Source organism: Cryptosporangium minutisporangium (genome assembly GCF_039536245.1).
Classification (GTDB): Bacteria; Actinomycetota; Actinomycetes; order Mycobacteriales; family Cryptosporangiaceae; genus Cryptosporangium; species Cryptosporangium minutisporangium.
This window is the reverse complement of the sequence record NZ_BAAAYN010000004.1, coordinates 22,823-36,871: the sequence shown is the minus strand read 5'-3', so window position 1 is coordinate 36,871 and position 14,049 is coordinate 22,823. Positions and strand designations below refer to the sequence as shown.

General features: G+C 72.6%; 13 protein-coding genes and 1 riboswitch. Of the genes, 11 read left to right on the top strand and 2 right to left on the bottom strand.

Features of this window, described 5'->3' with window-relative positions:
• Positions 1–26: 26 nt before the first annotated feature.
• The 8 genes from rpe to ABEB28_RS02925 all read left to right on the top strand — a co-directional run bounded on the left by rpe (position 27) and on the right by ABEB28_RS02925 (position 6,513).
• Positions 27–722 carry a ribulose-phosphate 3-epimerase gene (rpe, locus tag ABEB28_RS02960; RefSeq protein WP_345726379.1) on the top strand — a complete coding sequence of 232 codons (696 nt, stop codon included), beginning with the start codon at positions 27–29 and terminating at the stop codon, positions 720–722.
• Between the two features lie 13 nt (positions 723–735).
• A complete protein-coding gene (locus ABEB28_RS02955; protein ID WP_376981794.1) occupies positions 736–1,815 on the top strand; it encodes a response regulator in 1,080 nt (359 codons plus the stop codon).
• A gap of 140 nt (positions 1,816–1,955) precedes the next feature.
• Positions 1,956–2,087, top strand: a riboswitch (FMN riboswitch).
• A gap of 97 nt (positions 2,088–2,184) precedes the next feature.
• Positions 2,185–2,865 (top strand): riboflavin synthase, encoded by a 681-nt coding sequence (gene ribE, locus ABEB28_RS02950; RefSeq protein WP_345726378.1) that lies wholly within the window; start codon positions 2,185–2,187, stop codon positions 2,863–2,865.
• Positions 2,862–4,247, top strand: coding sequence for a bifunctional 3,4-dihydroxy-2-butanone-4-phosphate synthase/GTP cyclohydrolase II (locus tag ABEB28_RS02945; protein WP_345726377.1), 1,386 nt, complete (start codon positions 2,862–2,864; stop codon positions 4,245–4,247). The genes ribE and ABEB28_RS02945 overlap by 4 nt, the downstream gene beginning before the upstream one ends.
• Entirely contained in the window at positions 4,244–4,750 is a 507-nt protein-coding gene (ribH, locus tag ABEB28_RS02940) for a 6,7-dimethyl-8-ribityllumazine synthase (RefSeq protein WP_345726376.1), read from the top strand. Before ABEB28_RS02945 ends, ribH begins: the two co-directional genes overlap by 4 nt.
• 79 nt (positions 4,751–4,829) lie before the next feature.
• Positions 4,830–5,093, top strand: coding sequence for a phosphoribosyl-ATP diphosphatase (locus ABEB28_RS02935; protein ID WP_345726375.1), 264 nt, complete (start codon positions 4,830–4,832; stop codon positions 5,091–5,093).
• Positions 5,094–5,146: 53 nt separating this feature from the next.
• Positions 5,147–6,001: an ATP phosphoribosyltransferase gene (gene hisG, locus ABEB28_RS02930; RefSeq protein ID WP_345726374.1), complete on the top strand. Its 855-nt coding sequence runs from the start codon at positions 5,147–5,149 to the stop codon at positions 5,999–6,001.
• A 23-nt stretch (positions 6,002–6,024) separates the two neighbouring features.
• Positions 6,025–6,513: a PH domain-containing protein gene (locus ABEB28_RS02925; RefSeq protein WP_345726373.1), complete on the top strand. Its 489-nt coding sequence runs from the start codon at positions 6,025–6,027 to the stop codon at positions 6,511–6,513.
• Positions 6,514–6,651: 138 nt separating this feature from the next.
• Here the strand turns inward: ABEB28_RS02925 and ABEB28_RS02920 are convergent, their stop codons facing one another.
• Together ABEB28_RS02920 and ABEB28_RS02915 are read right to left on the bottom strand one after the other, a co-directional pair.
• Positions 6,652–6,804 carry a hypothetical protein gene (locus ABEB28_RS02920; RefSeq protein WP_345726372.1) on the bottom strand — a complete coding sequence of 51 codons (153 nt, stop codon included), beginning with the start codon at positions 6,802–6,804 and terminating at the stop codon, positions 6,652–6,654.
• A gap of 240 nt (positions 6,805–7,044) precedes the next feature.
• Positions 7,045–8,211 (bottom strand): hypothetical protein, encoded by a 1,167-nt coding sequence (locus ABEB28_RS02915; RefSeq protein WP_345726371.1) that lies wholly within the window; start codon positions 8,209–8,211, stop codon positions 7,045–7,047.
• 403 nt (positions 8,212–8,614) lie between these two features.
• Here ABEB28_RS02915 and ABEB28_RS02910 point away from each other — a divergent pair, with 403 nt between their 5' ends.
• The 3 genes from ABEB28_RS02910 (at position 8,615) to ABEB28_RS02900 (ending at position 14,036) form a co-directional block, all read left to right on the top strand.
• Positions 8,615–8,926, top strand: a complete 312-nt coding sequence (locus ABEB28_RS02910) for a hypothetical protein (RefSeq protein ID WP_345726370.1) — start codon at positions 8,615–8,617, stop codon at positions 8,924–8,926.
• 5 nt (positions 8,927–8,931) lie between these two features.
• Positions 8,932–9,285, top strand: coding sequence for a hypothetical protein (locus tag ABEB28_RS02905; RefSeq protein ID WP_345726369.1), 354 nt, complete (start codon positions 8,932–8,934; stop codon positions 9,283–9,285).
• 821 nt (positions 9,286–10,106) lie between these two features.
• A complete protein-coding gene (locus ABEB28_RS02900; protein ID WP_345726368.1) occupies positions 10,107–14,036 on the top strand; it encodes an ATP-binding protein in 3,930 nt (1,309 codons plus the stop codon).
• The last annotated feature ends 13 nt before the right edge of the window (positions 14,037–14,049 follow it).

Genomic DNA, 14,049 nt, shown 5'->3' with positions numbered 1-14,049 from the left:
CGACGCGCAGCACTAGACTTTGCGCCGTGGAGCTCTACGTCGCACCGAGCATTCTGTCCGCCGACTTCGCCCGCCTGGCGGACGCCGCAGCATCGGTCGCCGGCCGGCCCGGCGTCCCGGGGGCGGACTGGCTGCACGTCGACGTCATGGACTATCACTTCGTTCCGAACCTGACGCTCGGCCTGCCGGTCGTGAAGAGCATCAAGGCGGCGACCGACATCCCGCTCGACTGCCACCTGATGATCGCGGATCCCGACCGCTGGGCGCCGAGCTACGCGGAGGCCGGGGCGCACAACGTCACGTTCCACGCGGAGGCCACCGACGATCCGGGCGCGGTCGGTCGCGACCTGCGCGCGGCCGGCGCGAAGGCCGGACTGGCGCTCAAGCCGGGCACCCCGCTCGAGCCGTACCTGGAGATCCTCCGCGACTTCGACACCTTGCTCGTGATGACCGTCGAGCCGGGCTTCGGCGGTCAGGAGTTCATCGCCGAGGTGCTGCCGAAGGTCGCCGAGGCCCGTCGCCGCGTGGAGACTGGGCACCTGGAGCTCCGCATCGAGGTCGACGGCGGCATCAACGCCGACACGATCCACGCCGCCGCCGAGGCGGGCGCGGACACGTTCGTCGCGGGGTCGGCGGTCTACAACGCCGACGACCCGGCCGCAGCGGTCGCCGCATTGCGCGCGGCAGCGGGCCGGGCCGCCGGCCAGGCGGCCGTGCGGTGAGGAGGGCCGTTCGGTGACCGACGCCGCGGGTCCGGCCGGGGATGAGCCCCCCGGGGATTCCCCGCGCGCCGGGCGCGGCTCGGAAGGGCTGGTCCTGATCGTCGACGACGACACCGAGATCACCGCGCTGGTCGCGATGAACCTGCGGTTCGAGGGCTTCGACGTGGTGGTGGCGAGCGACGCCCGCAGCGGGCTGGCAGCGATCGAGCGGCACCGGCCCGACCTGGTCCTGCTGGACGTGATGATGCCGCGCGTCGACGGGTACGAGCTCTGCCGGCAGCTGCGGGCCTCGCCGCTGACCGCGGCCTTACCGATCATCATGCTGACCGCGAAGGACCTCTCGGCCGACCGGATCCAAGGACTCACCGCCGGCGCCGACGACTACATCGTCAAGCCGTTCGACCTCAGCGAGCTCGTGGCGCGGGTCCGGGCGACGCTGCGCCGCAACCGGGAGATGCGAGACGTCTCGCCGTTGACCGGCCTGCCGGGCAACACCCGGATCCTGGACGCGATCGCCGAGCGGATCGAGGCCAGGCGGGAGCACGGCTGGGAGTACGCGGTCTGCTACATCGACCTCGACAACTTCAAGACCGTCAACGACGTCTACGGCTTCTACCGCGGGGATCAGATGCTCACCGCCGCGGCGGGAGCGCTGCACACGTCGACGATCGGGGTCGCCGGGCCGCCACCGTTCCTCGGCCACATCGGCGGCGACGATTTCCTGGTGGTCTGCACGCCGGACCAGATCACGCCGATCACCGACCGGGCGATCACACTGTTCGACCAGGCCAGCCGGGTGCTCTACGACCCGGAGGACCTGGCCCGCGGCTACTTCGAGGTGATCGACCGGCAGGGCCGGTTACGGCGGCACGGCCTGCTGACGCTGTCGATCGGCGTCGCCCTGTCGACCCAGCGCCGGTTCGCCGACCACCGGGACGTGGTGGCCGCGGCCAGCGAGATGAAGGCCGTGGCCAAGCGCACCGAGGGGTCGATGGTGGCGGTCGACCGGCGGCGCGACCCCGAGCCCGGACGTGGTCCGGCGGCCCGCGAGCGGCACGCTATCGAGCGGGCGGCGGAGCCCGGGACGGCGTGATCCCGGTCGCACTGGGCGGGTGAGGGCGGGGCTACCGTGCCAAACTGGCGCGTAACGGTGGGGTTTCGGTACGCGTCGGTAGCGATATCGGGTCCCACGAAGTAGACAGAAGAACGAAGGAACGACAGAAACCACGCAGTACGCGCGCTCCGGGGTCGGTGAAATTCCGAGCCGGCGGTGACAGTCCGCGACCCGCGCGCCCTTCGGGGCAAGCGGTTGACCCGGTGGAACTCCGGGACCGACGGTGAAAGTCCGGATGGGAGGAAGCGCGCGGGCTGGCCGACGTGCCCGTGTTTTGGGTGCGTCGTCGCCCGTGCCTGCCTTTCGGTGCCTCCGGGGCCGCCCAGGCGGAGGAGGCGCACGGCGCACATGTTCACCGGCATCGTCGAGGAACTCGGGACCCTGGCCGGCATCGACCGGCTCGACCGGGCCGCTCGACTCACGTTGAAAGGTCCACGGGTAGCCGCGGACGCTGCCCACGGCGACTCGATCGCGGTCAACGGCGTCTGTCTGACGGTCGTCTCCGTCGAGGACGCGGACGCGTTCACCGCCGACGTCATGGCCGAGACGCTCGCCCGGTCCGCGCTGGGCGGACTCGAGCCGGGCGATCCGGTCAACCTCGAGCGGGCGGCGACGCTCAGCACCCGACTCGGTGGTCACCTCGTCCAAGGCCACGTCGACGGCGTCGGCACCGTGCTGGAACGACGTCCGGACAACGAACTCTTTTCAACCTCCGGCCCTCCCCAAGGTGCAGCGACCACGGGAAAGGCCGGCCGAAAAGAATTCGCGAATTGGGAGATCGTCCGGATCGCCCTTCCGCCGGCGCTGGGCCGTTACGTCGTGGAGAAGGGCTCGATCGCGGTCGACGGGGTCTCCCTCACGGTTACGGCCGTCACGGCTGAGTACTTCGAGGTCAGCCTGATCCCCACCACGCTCGCGGCGACGACGCTCGGCACGCGGGGCGTCGGCGCGCCGGTGAACCTCGAGGTGGACGTCGTCGCGAAGTACGTCGAGAAATTGCTGGTCCCGAGCCTGGAGGAGCAGTCATGACCGAGGTGACGTTCGGCACCATCGAACAGGCGATCGCCGACATCGCCGCCGGAAAGGCCGTCGTCGTGGTCGACGACGAGGACCGCGAGAACGAGGGTGACCTGGTGTTCGCGGCGTCCGCGGCCACGGCGGAGCTGCTCGCGTTCACGATCCGGTACAGCTCCGGCGTGGTCTGCGCGCCGGTTACCGAGGCGGACGCCGACCGCCTGGACCTGCCGCCGATGCACCACACCAACCAGGACAGCAAAGGCACCGCGTACACGGTTTCGGTGGACGCCAGGGACAAGACCACCACCGGGATCTCCGCCGCCGAGCGGGCGCACACCATCCGGCTGCTCGGCGATGCGACCGTGGGCGCGGACGCGTTCACCCGCCCCGGGCACGTGTTCCCACTGCGCGCCGTCGACGGCGGTGTCCTGGCGAGGCCCGGGCACACCGAGGCCGCCGTGGACCTGGCCCGACTGGCCGGTCTGCACCCGGCGGGTGTGGTCTGCGAGGTCGTCAACGACGACGGGACGATGGCGCGCCTGCCCGAGCTGATCGAGTTCTCGGCCACCCACGACCTCACGCTGATCACCATCGCCGACCTGGTGTCCTACCGCCGCCGGACCGAGCGCCAGGCGGAGCGGGAGGTCGACGCCCGGGTGCCGACCCGGCACGGCGCGTTCCGGGCCGTCGGGTACCGGGGCACGGTAGACGGCACCGAGCACGTCGCGTTCGTGCTCGGCGACATCGAGGGGGCCGACCACGTCCTGGTGCGCGTGCACTCGGAGTGCCTGACCGGGGACGTGTTCGGCAGCCTGCGGTGCGACTGCGGGCCCCAGTTGGAGTCGGCGCTGGCGGCGGTGGCCGCCGAGGGCCGGGGGATCGTCGTGTACCTGCGGGGTCACGAGGGCCGGGGGATCGGCCTGCTGCACAAGCTGCGCGCGTACGAGCTGCAGGACACCGGTGCGGACACGGTCGACGCGAACCTCGAGCTCGGCCTGCCGGTGGACGCCCGCGACTACGCGATCGGCGCCCAGATCCTGCTCGACCTCGACGTCCGGTCGGTACGGCTGCTGACGAACAACCCGGAGAAGCGGACCAGCCTGGAGCGCTACGGCGTCCGGGTCCACGACCGGGTCGCGCTGCCCGCCCACGCCCATCCGGAGAACGTGCGCTACCTGCGGACGAAACGCGACCGGATGGGCCACGAGATCGTCGGGCTGCCGGACGAGATCGCGGTCGCGTCCGCGGTACTCGACCAGGCGTCCGTGCTGGACGGGGCGTCCGTGCTGGACGGGGCGTCCGTGCTGGACGGGGCGCCCGGGCTGGACGGGGCGCCCGGGCTCGACCGGGCGTCCGCGCTCGACCGGACCGCTTCGCTGGGAGCGCCGGCATGAGCGGCGCGGGCGCGGCCGACCTGGGGACGCTCGACGCGGCCGGGGTGCGGCTCGGCGTCGTCGCCACCCGCTGGCACGCGGAGATCGCCGACCACCTGCTGGACCGGGCGCTGGCCGCGGCGGCGGTGAGCGGCGTGACCGACGTGATCACCGCCCGGGTCTCCGGGGCCGTCGAACTGCCGGTGGTCGCCCAGGAGCTGGCCCGGCGGTGCGACGCGGTGGTCGCGCTCGGCGTCGTCATCCGCGGCGGAACACCGCACTTCGAGTACGTCTGCGACGCGGTGACCGCCGGCCTCACCCGGGTCGCGCTGGACGCGGGCACCCCGGTCGGCAACGGCGTGCTCACCTGCGACACCGAGGAGCAGGCGCGCGACCGGGCGGGGTTCGAGGGCAGCGCCGAGGACAAGGGCCGGGAGGCGACGCTCGCCGCGCTCGACGCCGCGATGGTCCTGCGGGACCTGCGCCGTGCGCCGGTGCCGCAGGTCGGCTTCGGCGTCGGCTGATCCACCGNCACGCCGGCGCCGGACGAGCCCGCGACCGGCGGCACCCGGAGCCGACGCCGTCGCGTGAAAGACTGCGAACGTGAAAACGTTCGATGCGCTGTTCGCCGAGCTGTCGGCCAAGGTGGCCGACGGCACCCCGGGTTCCGGCACGGTGGAGGCGGTGCGGGCTGGCGTCCATACCGTGGGTAAAAAGGTCGTCGAGGAAGCGGCCGAGGTGTGGATGGCCGCCGAGCACGAGTCCGCGGAGCGGACCGCCGAAGAGATCTCGCAGCTGCTCTACCACCTGCAGGTCCTCATGCTCGCCCGTGGCCTGAGCCTCGAGGACGTCTACTCCCACCTGTAGCCCTCCCGCCCTGCACCCCCCACCTGCCCGCCCTTCACCGGAAGGTCTCCGGCATGCTGCGCATCGCCGTCCCCAACAAGGGCTCGCTCTCCGAGCGAGCCACCGCAATGCTCGCCGAGGCTGGCTACCGTCAGCGCCGCGATCCCAAAGAGCTCGTGCTCACCGACGCCGAGAACGAGGTCGAGTTCTTCTACCTGCGCCCCCGCGACATCGCGGTGTACGTGGGCTCCGGCGACCTCGACCTCGGGGTCACCGGTCGGGATCTGCTGCTCGACTCGGGCGCCGACGCCGACGAGATGCTCGCGCTCGGCTTCGGTCGGTCCACGTTCCGCTTCGCCGCCCGGCCGGGCACCGTCGAGTCGATCACCGACCTGGCCGGCCGCCGGATCGCCACCTCGTACGCCGGCCTGGTCCGGACGCACCTGGCCGAGCACGGCGTCGCCGCTGAGGTGATTCGGCTGGACGGCGCCGTCGAGACCGCCATCCGGCTCGGCGTCGCCGACGTCATCGCGGACGTCGTCGAGACCGGGGCGACGCTGCGCCAGCAGGGTCTGGAGATCGTCGCCGAGCCGATCCTGCGCTCCGAGGCGGTGGTGATCCGGGGCAAGGGCCAGACCGAGTCCGGCGCCGACCACCGCGTCGACCAGCTCACCCGTCGCTTGAACGGCGTGCTGGTGGCCGCCCGGTACGTGATGCTCGCCTACGACGTCGAGCTGGCCCGCCTGGACGACGCGGTGGCGATCACCCCGGGCATCGAGGGCCCGACGATCTCTCCGCTGCACAAGGACGGCTGGGTCGCGGTGCAGGCCATGGTGCCCAAGGAGGACACGAACCGGATCATGGACGCGCTCTACGACCTCGGTGCGCGAGCCATCCTGGTCACGTCGATCCACGCCTGCCGGCTGTGACTGGACCGGAGCGGGGAGCCGACGTGGTGGACGCGGAGACGCCGGACGTCGTGCGGGCGCGCCCGCACCGGCTGACGATCGTCTGCTGGATCCTGGCGGTCGCGATCGTCGTGCTCTTCGGCGTCATCGCGGTGCTGCTCGGGCGGCCGGCCACGACCGAAGACCCGGACGTCGGCGCCCCGTTCGGGGTGGGTGACCAGATCGCGATGGTATTCCTCGGGCTCCTGCTGGCCGGGGGAGTGCTCTCGCTGACCCGGCCCCGCGTGGTCGCCGACGCGCACCAGGTGGCGGTCCGCAACGTGATCGGCGGGGTCACCGTGCCGTGGACGCTCGTCCGCGCGGTGCGATTCGACCGGCACTCGCCGTGGGCGGCGATCGAACTGCTCGACGACGAGCTGGTGTCGGTGCTGGCCGTGCAGGCAGCCGACAAGCAGCTCGCGCTCGACGCCGTCCGGGGCCTCCGGCAACTGCACGCCGCGGCGTGGGAGGGCAAGGAGCCACCCCCGGAGTGAGCCGTGCCCGCGCGGGGAGCCTGGCTCGGACCCGGAGGCGCCGCGCGGGTCGTTCGCGGCGCACGACCGGGAGTCACTGACGCCGCTCGGCTGCGAGCCTGTGAGGGCGCGCGGCCGGGCGGCGTGTGTGACGGTGCGTTATGCCAGGTTGGTGACGAACGCGCTCATGCCGCTGGCGATGTTCACCAGGCCGTTGGTCATGGAACGGACCACGCCGGCGGCGTCCGCGGGTTGGGTCACCACGAAGAACACCAGCAGAGCAACCGCTCCCCATTTGAGGAACTTCTTCATGTCACGCCTCCTCGCAGCGGGGTTGGCGCCCACGCGCACTGCTAGTCACAGAGTCACAGCACATATACCAACAGTTAGAATCTAACACGATGCTGTGGCTCGGTGACCCCTTGCGTCATTGTGTCGGATGACGAGGCAGCGCGCGCCTGCACCCCCGGATTCACTCATTCTCATCCAGTCCATGCTGGTCACCGGAGAGTGAACGCCACGGTGCGTCCGAATGGTGAGACAGCGTCCTACTCAACCGGCTTCTCCCTTGCCGGGATCAGATGGGCTGTTAGTCGGGCTCGCCGATGGATTACTGGGTGTATCCGCGACGACGTCGCTGACCTCGCCCCCGTCGCGGACATCGTCCCCCCCGATCAGCGAGGTGCCGGAGATCGGGAACTGCTCGGGCACGACCGTGAGCTCGGCGGCGCCGGCCCGCATCAGCGTACCGACCGGCGCACCCGGCCCGCCCGGAGCGACGAGCGCGAACGCGGGCAGTCCTAACAGGGCCGGTGTGCCACCGGGCGTCCCGACCACCAGGAACCAGCTGTCGGCCTCGTCGTGGTACATCCAGCCGGGAACCAGGTCCGGCTCCGCGGCGGCCGGGGTGGCTTCCACAGTGGCTTCCGCGGTCGGCGCGGGCTCCGGGGCGTCGTCCGGTGTGGCCGGATCCTCACTAGCGCTTCCGCCGGTGCCGTCCGGCCGCTCGGTCCCGCCTGCGTCGGCCGAGGGCACCCGCGGGGGCACCGGGACCAGCGGCGTCGAGTAGCCGAACGGTGGCGGGTCGGACGGCGGACGCGGCCGGGGAATCGGGCCCGGCTCCACGTCGGGAGCGGGCTCGATGGAGCGGGAGGGCCGGCCCTCGGCCGGGCCGATCGCCGGGTGCTCGGCAGAGCCGAGCAGCGGGCGGGCGCCGGAGCCCCGCGGCGCGGCCGGGGAGTTCGCGGCGCTGAGCGCCAGGCGGTCAGCGGGACCGATCGCGCGGCGTTCGGCGGAGGAGCCGTTCGCGGCGCGGGCGGCCGGGGCCGCGGTCAGGGCCGTGCGCCGGGGCGGCGCCGAGATCGGACGATGCACTTCGTGCGGTACCTGCCGGAGCCGACGCTCCTCGACCCGGTCCGCGACGCGAGCGAACAGCGCGCCGACGAGTGCGAACAGGATGACGCCGGCGACGATCGCGACCAGGGCGGCGGTGGTGCCCCCGCCGGGAGCCAGCCGCCAGCAGAGCACCGCGCCGGCCACGCTGGTGAGCAGGAAGCCCATCAGCGCCGAGAGCGCGGCCGGGTACTGGGTGATCGACCCGCGTCGCGGGTGGTCGGCGCGCACCGCGGCTCGGGCGTGTGCGAGCACCACCGAGCCACCGCAGGCCAGCAGTAGTCCCAAGCCGAGTGCGACGGCTGCGACCAGCGACGTCCTGTTCACCGGTCCCTCCGCGGACACTCGGTGCCTCGCGGGCGCCGACGTGCGGGGGGCCGCGAGGAAGCAGTGGAATCCGGCGCTGCCGGGGGCGCCGCGCCGCGAAAATCAGGGTAGCGGGTAACACCCTCCGTAGCCGAAACCCGCCACCGTAACCGGACGCCGATCGGGGGCCGCGAAATTGCGTTCCTGGCAGGTCCGATCGTCCGTATCGGGGACCGGCGGCCGTCCGGAGAGCGGAGATTGGCGGTCCCAACCGGTGAACGCCGTTATTACCGGTTCCCCCGACGTAGCGGTAGCGTGTCTTAGCGTCACCAGAGAGGTGGTGGTACGTCGGCATGCCGATCGACGGATGCGGGAACCCAGTAGTGTCCGTGGCCGTGTAAAGGGCCGAGGAGTCGGCGTACCAATGCGGGAGGTACAGATGCTGACCCACGTGATCCAGGCGACCGCAGGGATTCCTGACGGGATTCTCGCCGCGGCTGACCCGGGCGGCACCACGTTGAACACCGACGGGATCGTCGGCTTCATCGTGGCGAAGATCGTGCCGATCCTGCTGGCGGTCGTCGGAGTAATCATCCTGAGCAGATCAGGTAAGGGCCAGTGGTCGGCGGCGCTGACCACCGGCGGCATCGCCGTGTTGGGCATCGTGTTCATCGCTGGCGCGGGGCTGCTCTTCGCGTTCGGTGAGAGCATCGCCCGGCTGGCGCTCGGAGGCTGAACCCGATGCGGCTGCGCCCCGACGACGACATCTACCGCGCGAAGCTGCTCTTCCTGGGTCCGAAGGGCTTCACGCTACCGGTGCACCTGCCCTATGTGGCGTATCCGCTGTTCGCTGTCGTGCTAGCTGTCCTGATCTTCGGCCGATGGGCCGTGACCCAAGACGTCGAGCTCTTCCCCGCGATCGAGATCGCCCTGTCGATCGTCCTGACCTCTTTGATCCTGCGCCAGGTCAGCCCTGACCGCCCGGTCCGCGCGGTGCTCCGCACCGCGGCCACGGACTGGCGGCGGGACCGCTCCGCCGAGGAACGCGGTGGACGGGCCCGGTCCAGGATCGTCGTTCGGGAGACCATTCGATGAGCGGACGCCATGCCCGGGGGGACGCCGACGCGGCGAAGACCCGGGCCACAGAGACCAGCGCTGACGAGGCGCCCGAGACGTCGGCGGAGGCTGCCGTGACGTCCGGAGCTCCTTCGTCGGGTTCGGGGTCACCGGGTTCGGGGTCACCGGGCGGCGAGAAGCCGGCGACCGGGGCCGCCGGATCTGATGTGGGCGGAACCGATGCGTCCGCAACCGATGCGGTCGGGTCCACTGCGGCCGGCACCGATGCGGCCGGCACCGATGCGGCCGGCACCGATGCGGCCGGCACCGATGCGGCCGGCACCGACGCGGCCGTGGCCGACCGCGCGAGCGCCGCTGAGGTCACGGAGCGGGAGAGTGTGCCGGCCGGCGCGGGTGCTCGATCGGGCTTCCCGGTGTTCCGGCCCGCCGGAGTGCCGGGGCGTCCTGCAGTGGCCGGGCCGCCCGGGCCCCCACCGTCCGGCCCGGCGTCGTTCGGGCCGGCACCGTCCGGGCCGCCGCCGCAGGGGCAGTCGATTCCGTCCAGTGGGCCTCCGCAGCCGCCCGCGCCGAGTGATCCGGCGGGAGCTCATCACGCGGGCGCTCGCCAGGCGGCGGGAGCGCCGTCCGCTGGCGGTCCGTCCGGAGGGGGTCCGTCCGGAGCGATGCCGCCTGCTGGCGGTCCGTCCGCCGGTGGTCCGTCCGCCGGTGGTCCGTCCGCTGGGGGTCCGTCCGCGGGGCCGCAGTTCGTCGCGCCACCGAACGGAGCGGGGCCGAACGGCGGGCCGCCACCCGGGGCGCCGCAGCAGAGTGGTCCGCAGCAGGGAGCACCGCAGAGCGGCGTGCCCCAGTCGGGGGTGCCGCAGAGTGGTGCGCCGCAGCAGGGTGGGCCCCAGTCCGGGCCGCCCGCGCGTCCCGGCCCGTTCCCGCCGCGGATCATGCCGCCGGGCGCACGGCCCAACTACGGTCAGCCGTCCGCCGGTCAGGGCAACCCCGCGGTGAACCAGCCCTCCGGCACCCACGGAGTGATCAACCAGCCGTCCGGGGCCTACCCGGTCCTTCCGCCGAACGCCGGCCAGCATCCGGGGGTCGCCCAGCCGTCCGGGGCACATCGGATCCTTCCGCCGGGTGCGGTGCCGCCGGGTGTCGCGCAGCAGTCCGGGGCGCACCCTGTCCTACCGCCGGGCGTCGCCCAGCGGTCCGGGGCGCACCCGGTGCTTCCGCCGGGCGTGGCGCAGCAGTCCGGCGCACATCCGGTGCTTCCGCCGGGTGCGATGCCGCCAGGCGTCGACCAGCAGTCCGGCGCACATCGTGTCCTGCCGCCCGGAGCGGTCCCGCCGGGCGTGGCCCAGCAGTCGGGGGCGCATCCGGTGCTTCCGCCGAACGTCGGGCCGGGGCAGCGTCCCGGCCCGCCGCCCGCCGGAAGCCAGCCGGGCCCGCCGCAGGGATACCCGGGGCAGGCGCCGACCACCGGTGGTCCGGCCCCTCAGGGCCGTCGTCCGCAGGGCCCGCCCCCGGGCCAGCCGGGCCCGAACGGCTGGGGACCGAACCCGGGCGGTCGCCCGGCGTCGGCACCCCCCAACGGCTGGAACGGTGGCCCCGGTGCGCCTCCGCCCGGCTCCGCACCGCCGCGGACCGGCGGTCCTCGTCCGGGCGGCTATCCGCCACCGGCGAACGTGCCGCGCCCCGGTGGCCCTGGCGGTCCGGGTGGCCCTGGCGGGCCCGGTGGTCCTGGGCCGGGCGGCCGTGTTGGTCCGGGCGGCCCGTCCGGACGCCCGGTCTCCGGGCCGGTACCGCCGGTGTCCGGACCGGCGTCCCGTCCGGTGTCCGGACCGGTCACACGTCCGGTGTCCGGGGCGGTCGGACGTCCGGTCTCCGGCGCGGTCGGGCCGGACGGCACCACTCCGGCGCCGTGGCCGGTGCAGCACCCGCTGAACGCCGCTCCGCTGAACGCGGCACCGCCGACGACGCTGCCCACCCATCCGGCCGCGGTCGCGGTGGCGCCGCCGTCACGCGTCGCGAACCGTCCGGTGACCGGTATGCCAGCGTCCGCGCCGCCCCAGTCCGGGCCGCCGGCGCCGCTCTACGTGCCCGCTCCCGACCGGTACCCGGCGCTGGACCCTGCCGAGCCCGACGAGCCGGAGGAGCCACGGCGCAAGCGCGCCGAGCGTCCGCAGAAGAAACGTCAGTCCCGGCGGGTGAAGAGCCGGCCGCCCAAGCAGCGGAAGGACCGGCAGGCTGTCCACGAGCTCGAGCTGCGCGAGATCGCCGGGCATCTGACGTTCACCCGCAACGACGTCACCGCCTGGTACCACCTGCCCGACATCCAGTGGGCGTTCCGGGCCGACAAGGAGCGGACGTCGATCCTGCTCGGGATCGCGGCGCAGTACGCCGCCCTCGCCGGGTACCGGCTGCACCTGCGCCGCACCAACCGGCCGTACCCCGCGGTCGGCTGGGCGCGCCGGATGGCCGCGCTCACGCCGCACCCGGTGCCCGACGTGCACGGCGCACCGAGCTGGTCGGACCACCTGGAGGCCGGTCAGCGTCGGCTGCACGCCACCAGCCTCGCCGAGGGCGAGGTGTACCTCGGTGTCGTGTTCCAACGCCGGACGATGCGCGAGCAAATGATCGAGACGCTCAACGCGCTGCGCCGCCGCGGCTCCGGCAATGCCGAGCGGGCCCGCCTGGAGCAGCTGGTCGGGCGGTTCGACGAGGTTCTCGGTGCGTTCGGCATGCAGGCCCGACCGGCGACGGCCAAGCAGGTCGAGTGGCTGATCCACCGGTCGGTCGCGCTGTGCATGCCGCCGCCGCCCGCGCTCTCGCCCGCCGAGGCCGGTGGCTGGGAGACCGGTGACCTGCTCGCGTTCACCGAGCACACGATGCGTTACCGGAGCCCGTACGGCAGCACGGTCAAGCTGCTGTCCCGGATCGGTGACGAGCACGTCGAGCGACACGTCGCGGTGCTGACGTTCGGGCGCATGGAAGAACTCATGATCCCGGAGCGCCACGAGCCCTGGCTCCACTTCCACGAGCAGCTGCCGTGGCCGATGGAACTCTCCAGCCGCGTCGACGTGCTCGGCCAGGGCGACGCACTGCGGAGCCTGGAGCACAAGCTGCTGACGATCCGGTCGCAGCAGCGGGACTACCACGAGCACGAGATGGACGCTCCGCCCGAGCTGGAGCGGCTGGCGCAGCGGGCGCTGGACATCTCCGACGAGATGTCGACCGGCCTCGACCTGGACGCCGCCCGGATCCACGGGTGGCACCGGATCGCGGTCGCCGGCCGGACCGAGGAAGAGTGCCTCAAGCGGGTCCGGGCGCTGACCGACCACTACCGCAGCATGCGGATCGCGCTGCAGCACCCGCGGGACCAGCTCCGGCTGCTCGACGAGTTCATCCCGGGGCAGCCGGTCGCCAACACCGGCTACCTGCGGCGGATGCCGGCGAAGTACTTCGCGGCCGCCATTCCGCAGGCCGCGGCCGCGATTGGTGACAGGCGCGGCCCGATCATCGGCGAGACGTGCGGCACCAGCCATCGTCCGGTGATGTGGGACCCGCACTACGCGACCGAGGTGCGGGAGCGCTCCGGTCTGACGGTGTTCGTCGCGGAGCCAGGCGGTGGTAAGTCGACGCTGATGGGCGGTATCGCGTACCTCGCCGCACGACGCGGTGTGCAGTGCACGATCCTCGACCCGTCCGGTCCGCTGGCGCGACTGGCGACGATGCCGGAGCTCGCGCCGTACAGCAAGGTCTACAACCTCACCCGCGGCGAGCCCGGGACGCTGGCACCGTACGGCCTCATCCCGACGCCGCGGCGCGAGCACTACCCGGCCGGCGACGCGGGGGTGGCGGAGTTCAACTCGGCGGTGGCCGCAGCCCGGGCCGAGCGGAAGGCGCTCGCCACCGACATCTGCATGATGCTGCTGCCGCCGCAGATCCAGCGCGAGCGGTCGTCCCCGATCCTGCTCCAGCGAGCCGCGCGGCAGGTCGAGCCGGAGGAGTACGCGACCCTCGACGACCTCGTCGCCACCGTCGCCACCTTCGGCGAGGAGGGTGCCGAGCTCGCCGAGACACTGGGGGACGTCCGGGACATGCCGCTGTCGCGGCTGTTCTTCGGGCGGTCCAACGCCTCGGTGGGGCAGGACGAAGCGGTGCTCACCATCATCACGATGGCGGGGCTCGCGCTGCCCGACCTCTCGATCGACCGGGAGTTCTGGCAGCTCGAGGAGCGCATGGCGCTGCCAATGCTGCACCTGGCCACCGCGTTCACCACCCGTCGGGCGTACGGCAAGGCGATGAACGAGCGGAAGCTGGTGGCCCTGGACGAGACGCACTTCCTCGCCGGGTGGGGATCGGGTCGGGCGCTCTTCACGCGGCTGGCCCGGGACTCCCGGAAGTGGAACATCGCGGCGCTGGCAGCCAGCCAGAACCCGGTGGACATCCTGGGATTGGACGTGCAGAACCTCGTTTCCACCGTTTTCGTGGGACGAATCGCCGAGGATCCGGAGATCGCCGCTCAGGCGCTTCGTATGCTTGGTGTGCAGCGCGGGATCGGGTACGAGAACACGCTCGCGCAGTTGTCGGTTGCAGATACTCAGAACGACCAGCGGCTCGGCTACCGGGAATTCGTCATGCGTGACGTAGACGGCCGGGTCCAGAAATTCCGGGCAGACCTGGCCTACGTGTCCGGCCTGCTCGAACACCTTGACACCACCGCCGATCCGCTCGGCGATGTGGGCCGGATCGCCGGCCAGAAGGGTGATGCCCGGTGACCCTGCCTCCGTC

Coding starts and splice junctions, on each gene's coding strand:
- ribE (WP_345726378.1), top strand. CDS start 2,185: ATGTTCACCGGCATCGTCGAGGAACTCGGGACCCTGGCCGGCATCGAC.
- ABEB28_RS02945 (WP_345726377.1), top strand. CDS start 2,862: ATGACCGAGGTGACGTTCGGCACCATCGAACAGGCGATCGCCGACATC.
- ribH (WP_345726376.1), top strand. CDS start 4,244: ATGAGCGGCGCGGGCGCGGCCGACCTGGGGACGCTCGACGCGGCCGGG.
- hisG (WP_345726374.1), top strand. CDS start 5,147: ATGCTGCGCATCGCCGTCCCCAACAAGGGCTCGCTCTCCGAGCGAGCC.
- ABEB28_RS02920 (WP_345726372.1), bottom strand. CDS start 6,804: ATGAAGAAGTTCCTCAAATGGGGAGCGGTTGCTCTGCTGGTGTTCTTC.
- ABEB28_RS02910 (WP_345726370.1), top strand. CDS start 8,615: ATGCGGGAGGTACAGATGCTGACCCACGTGATCCAGGCGACCGCAGGG.
- ABEB28_RS02905 (WP_345726369.1), top strand. CDS start 8,932: ATGCGGCTGCGCCCCGACGACGACATCTACCGCGCGAAGCTGCTCTTC.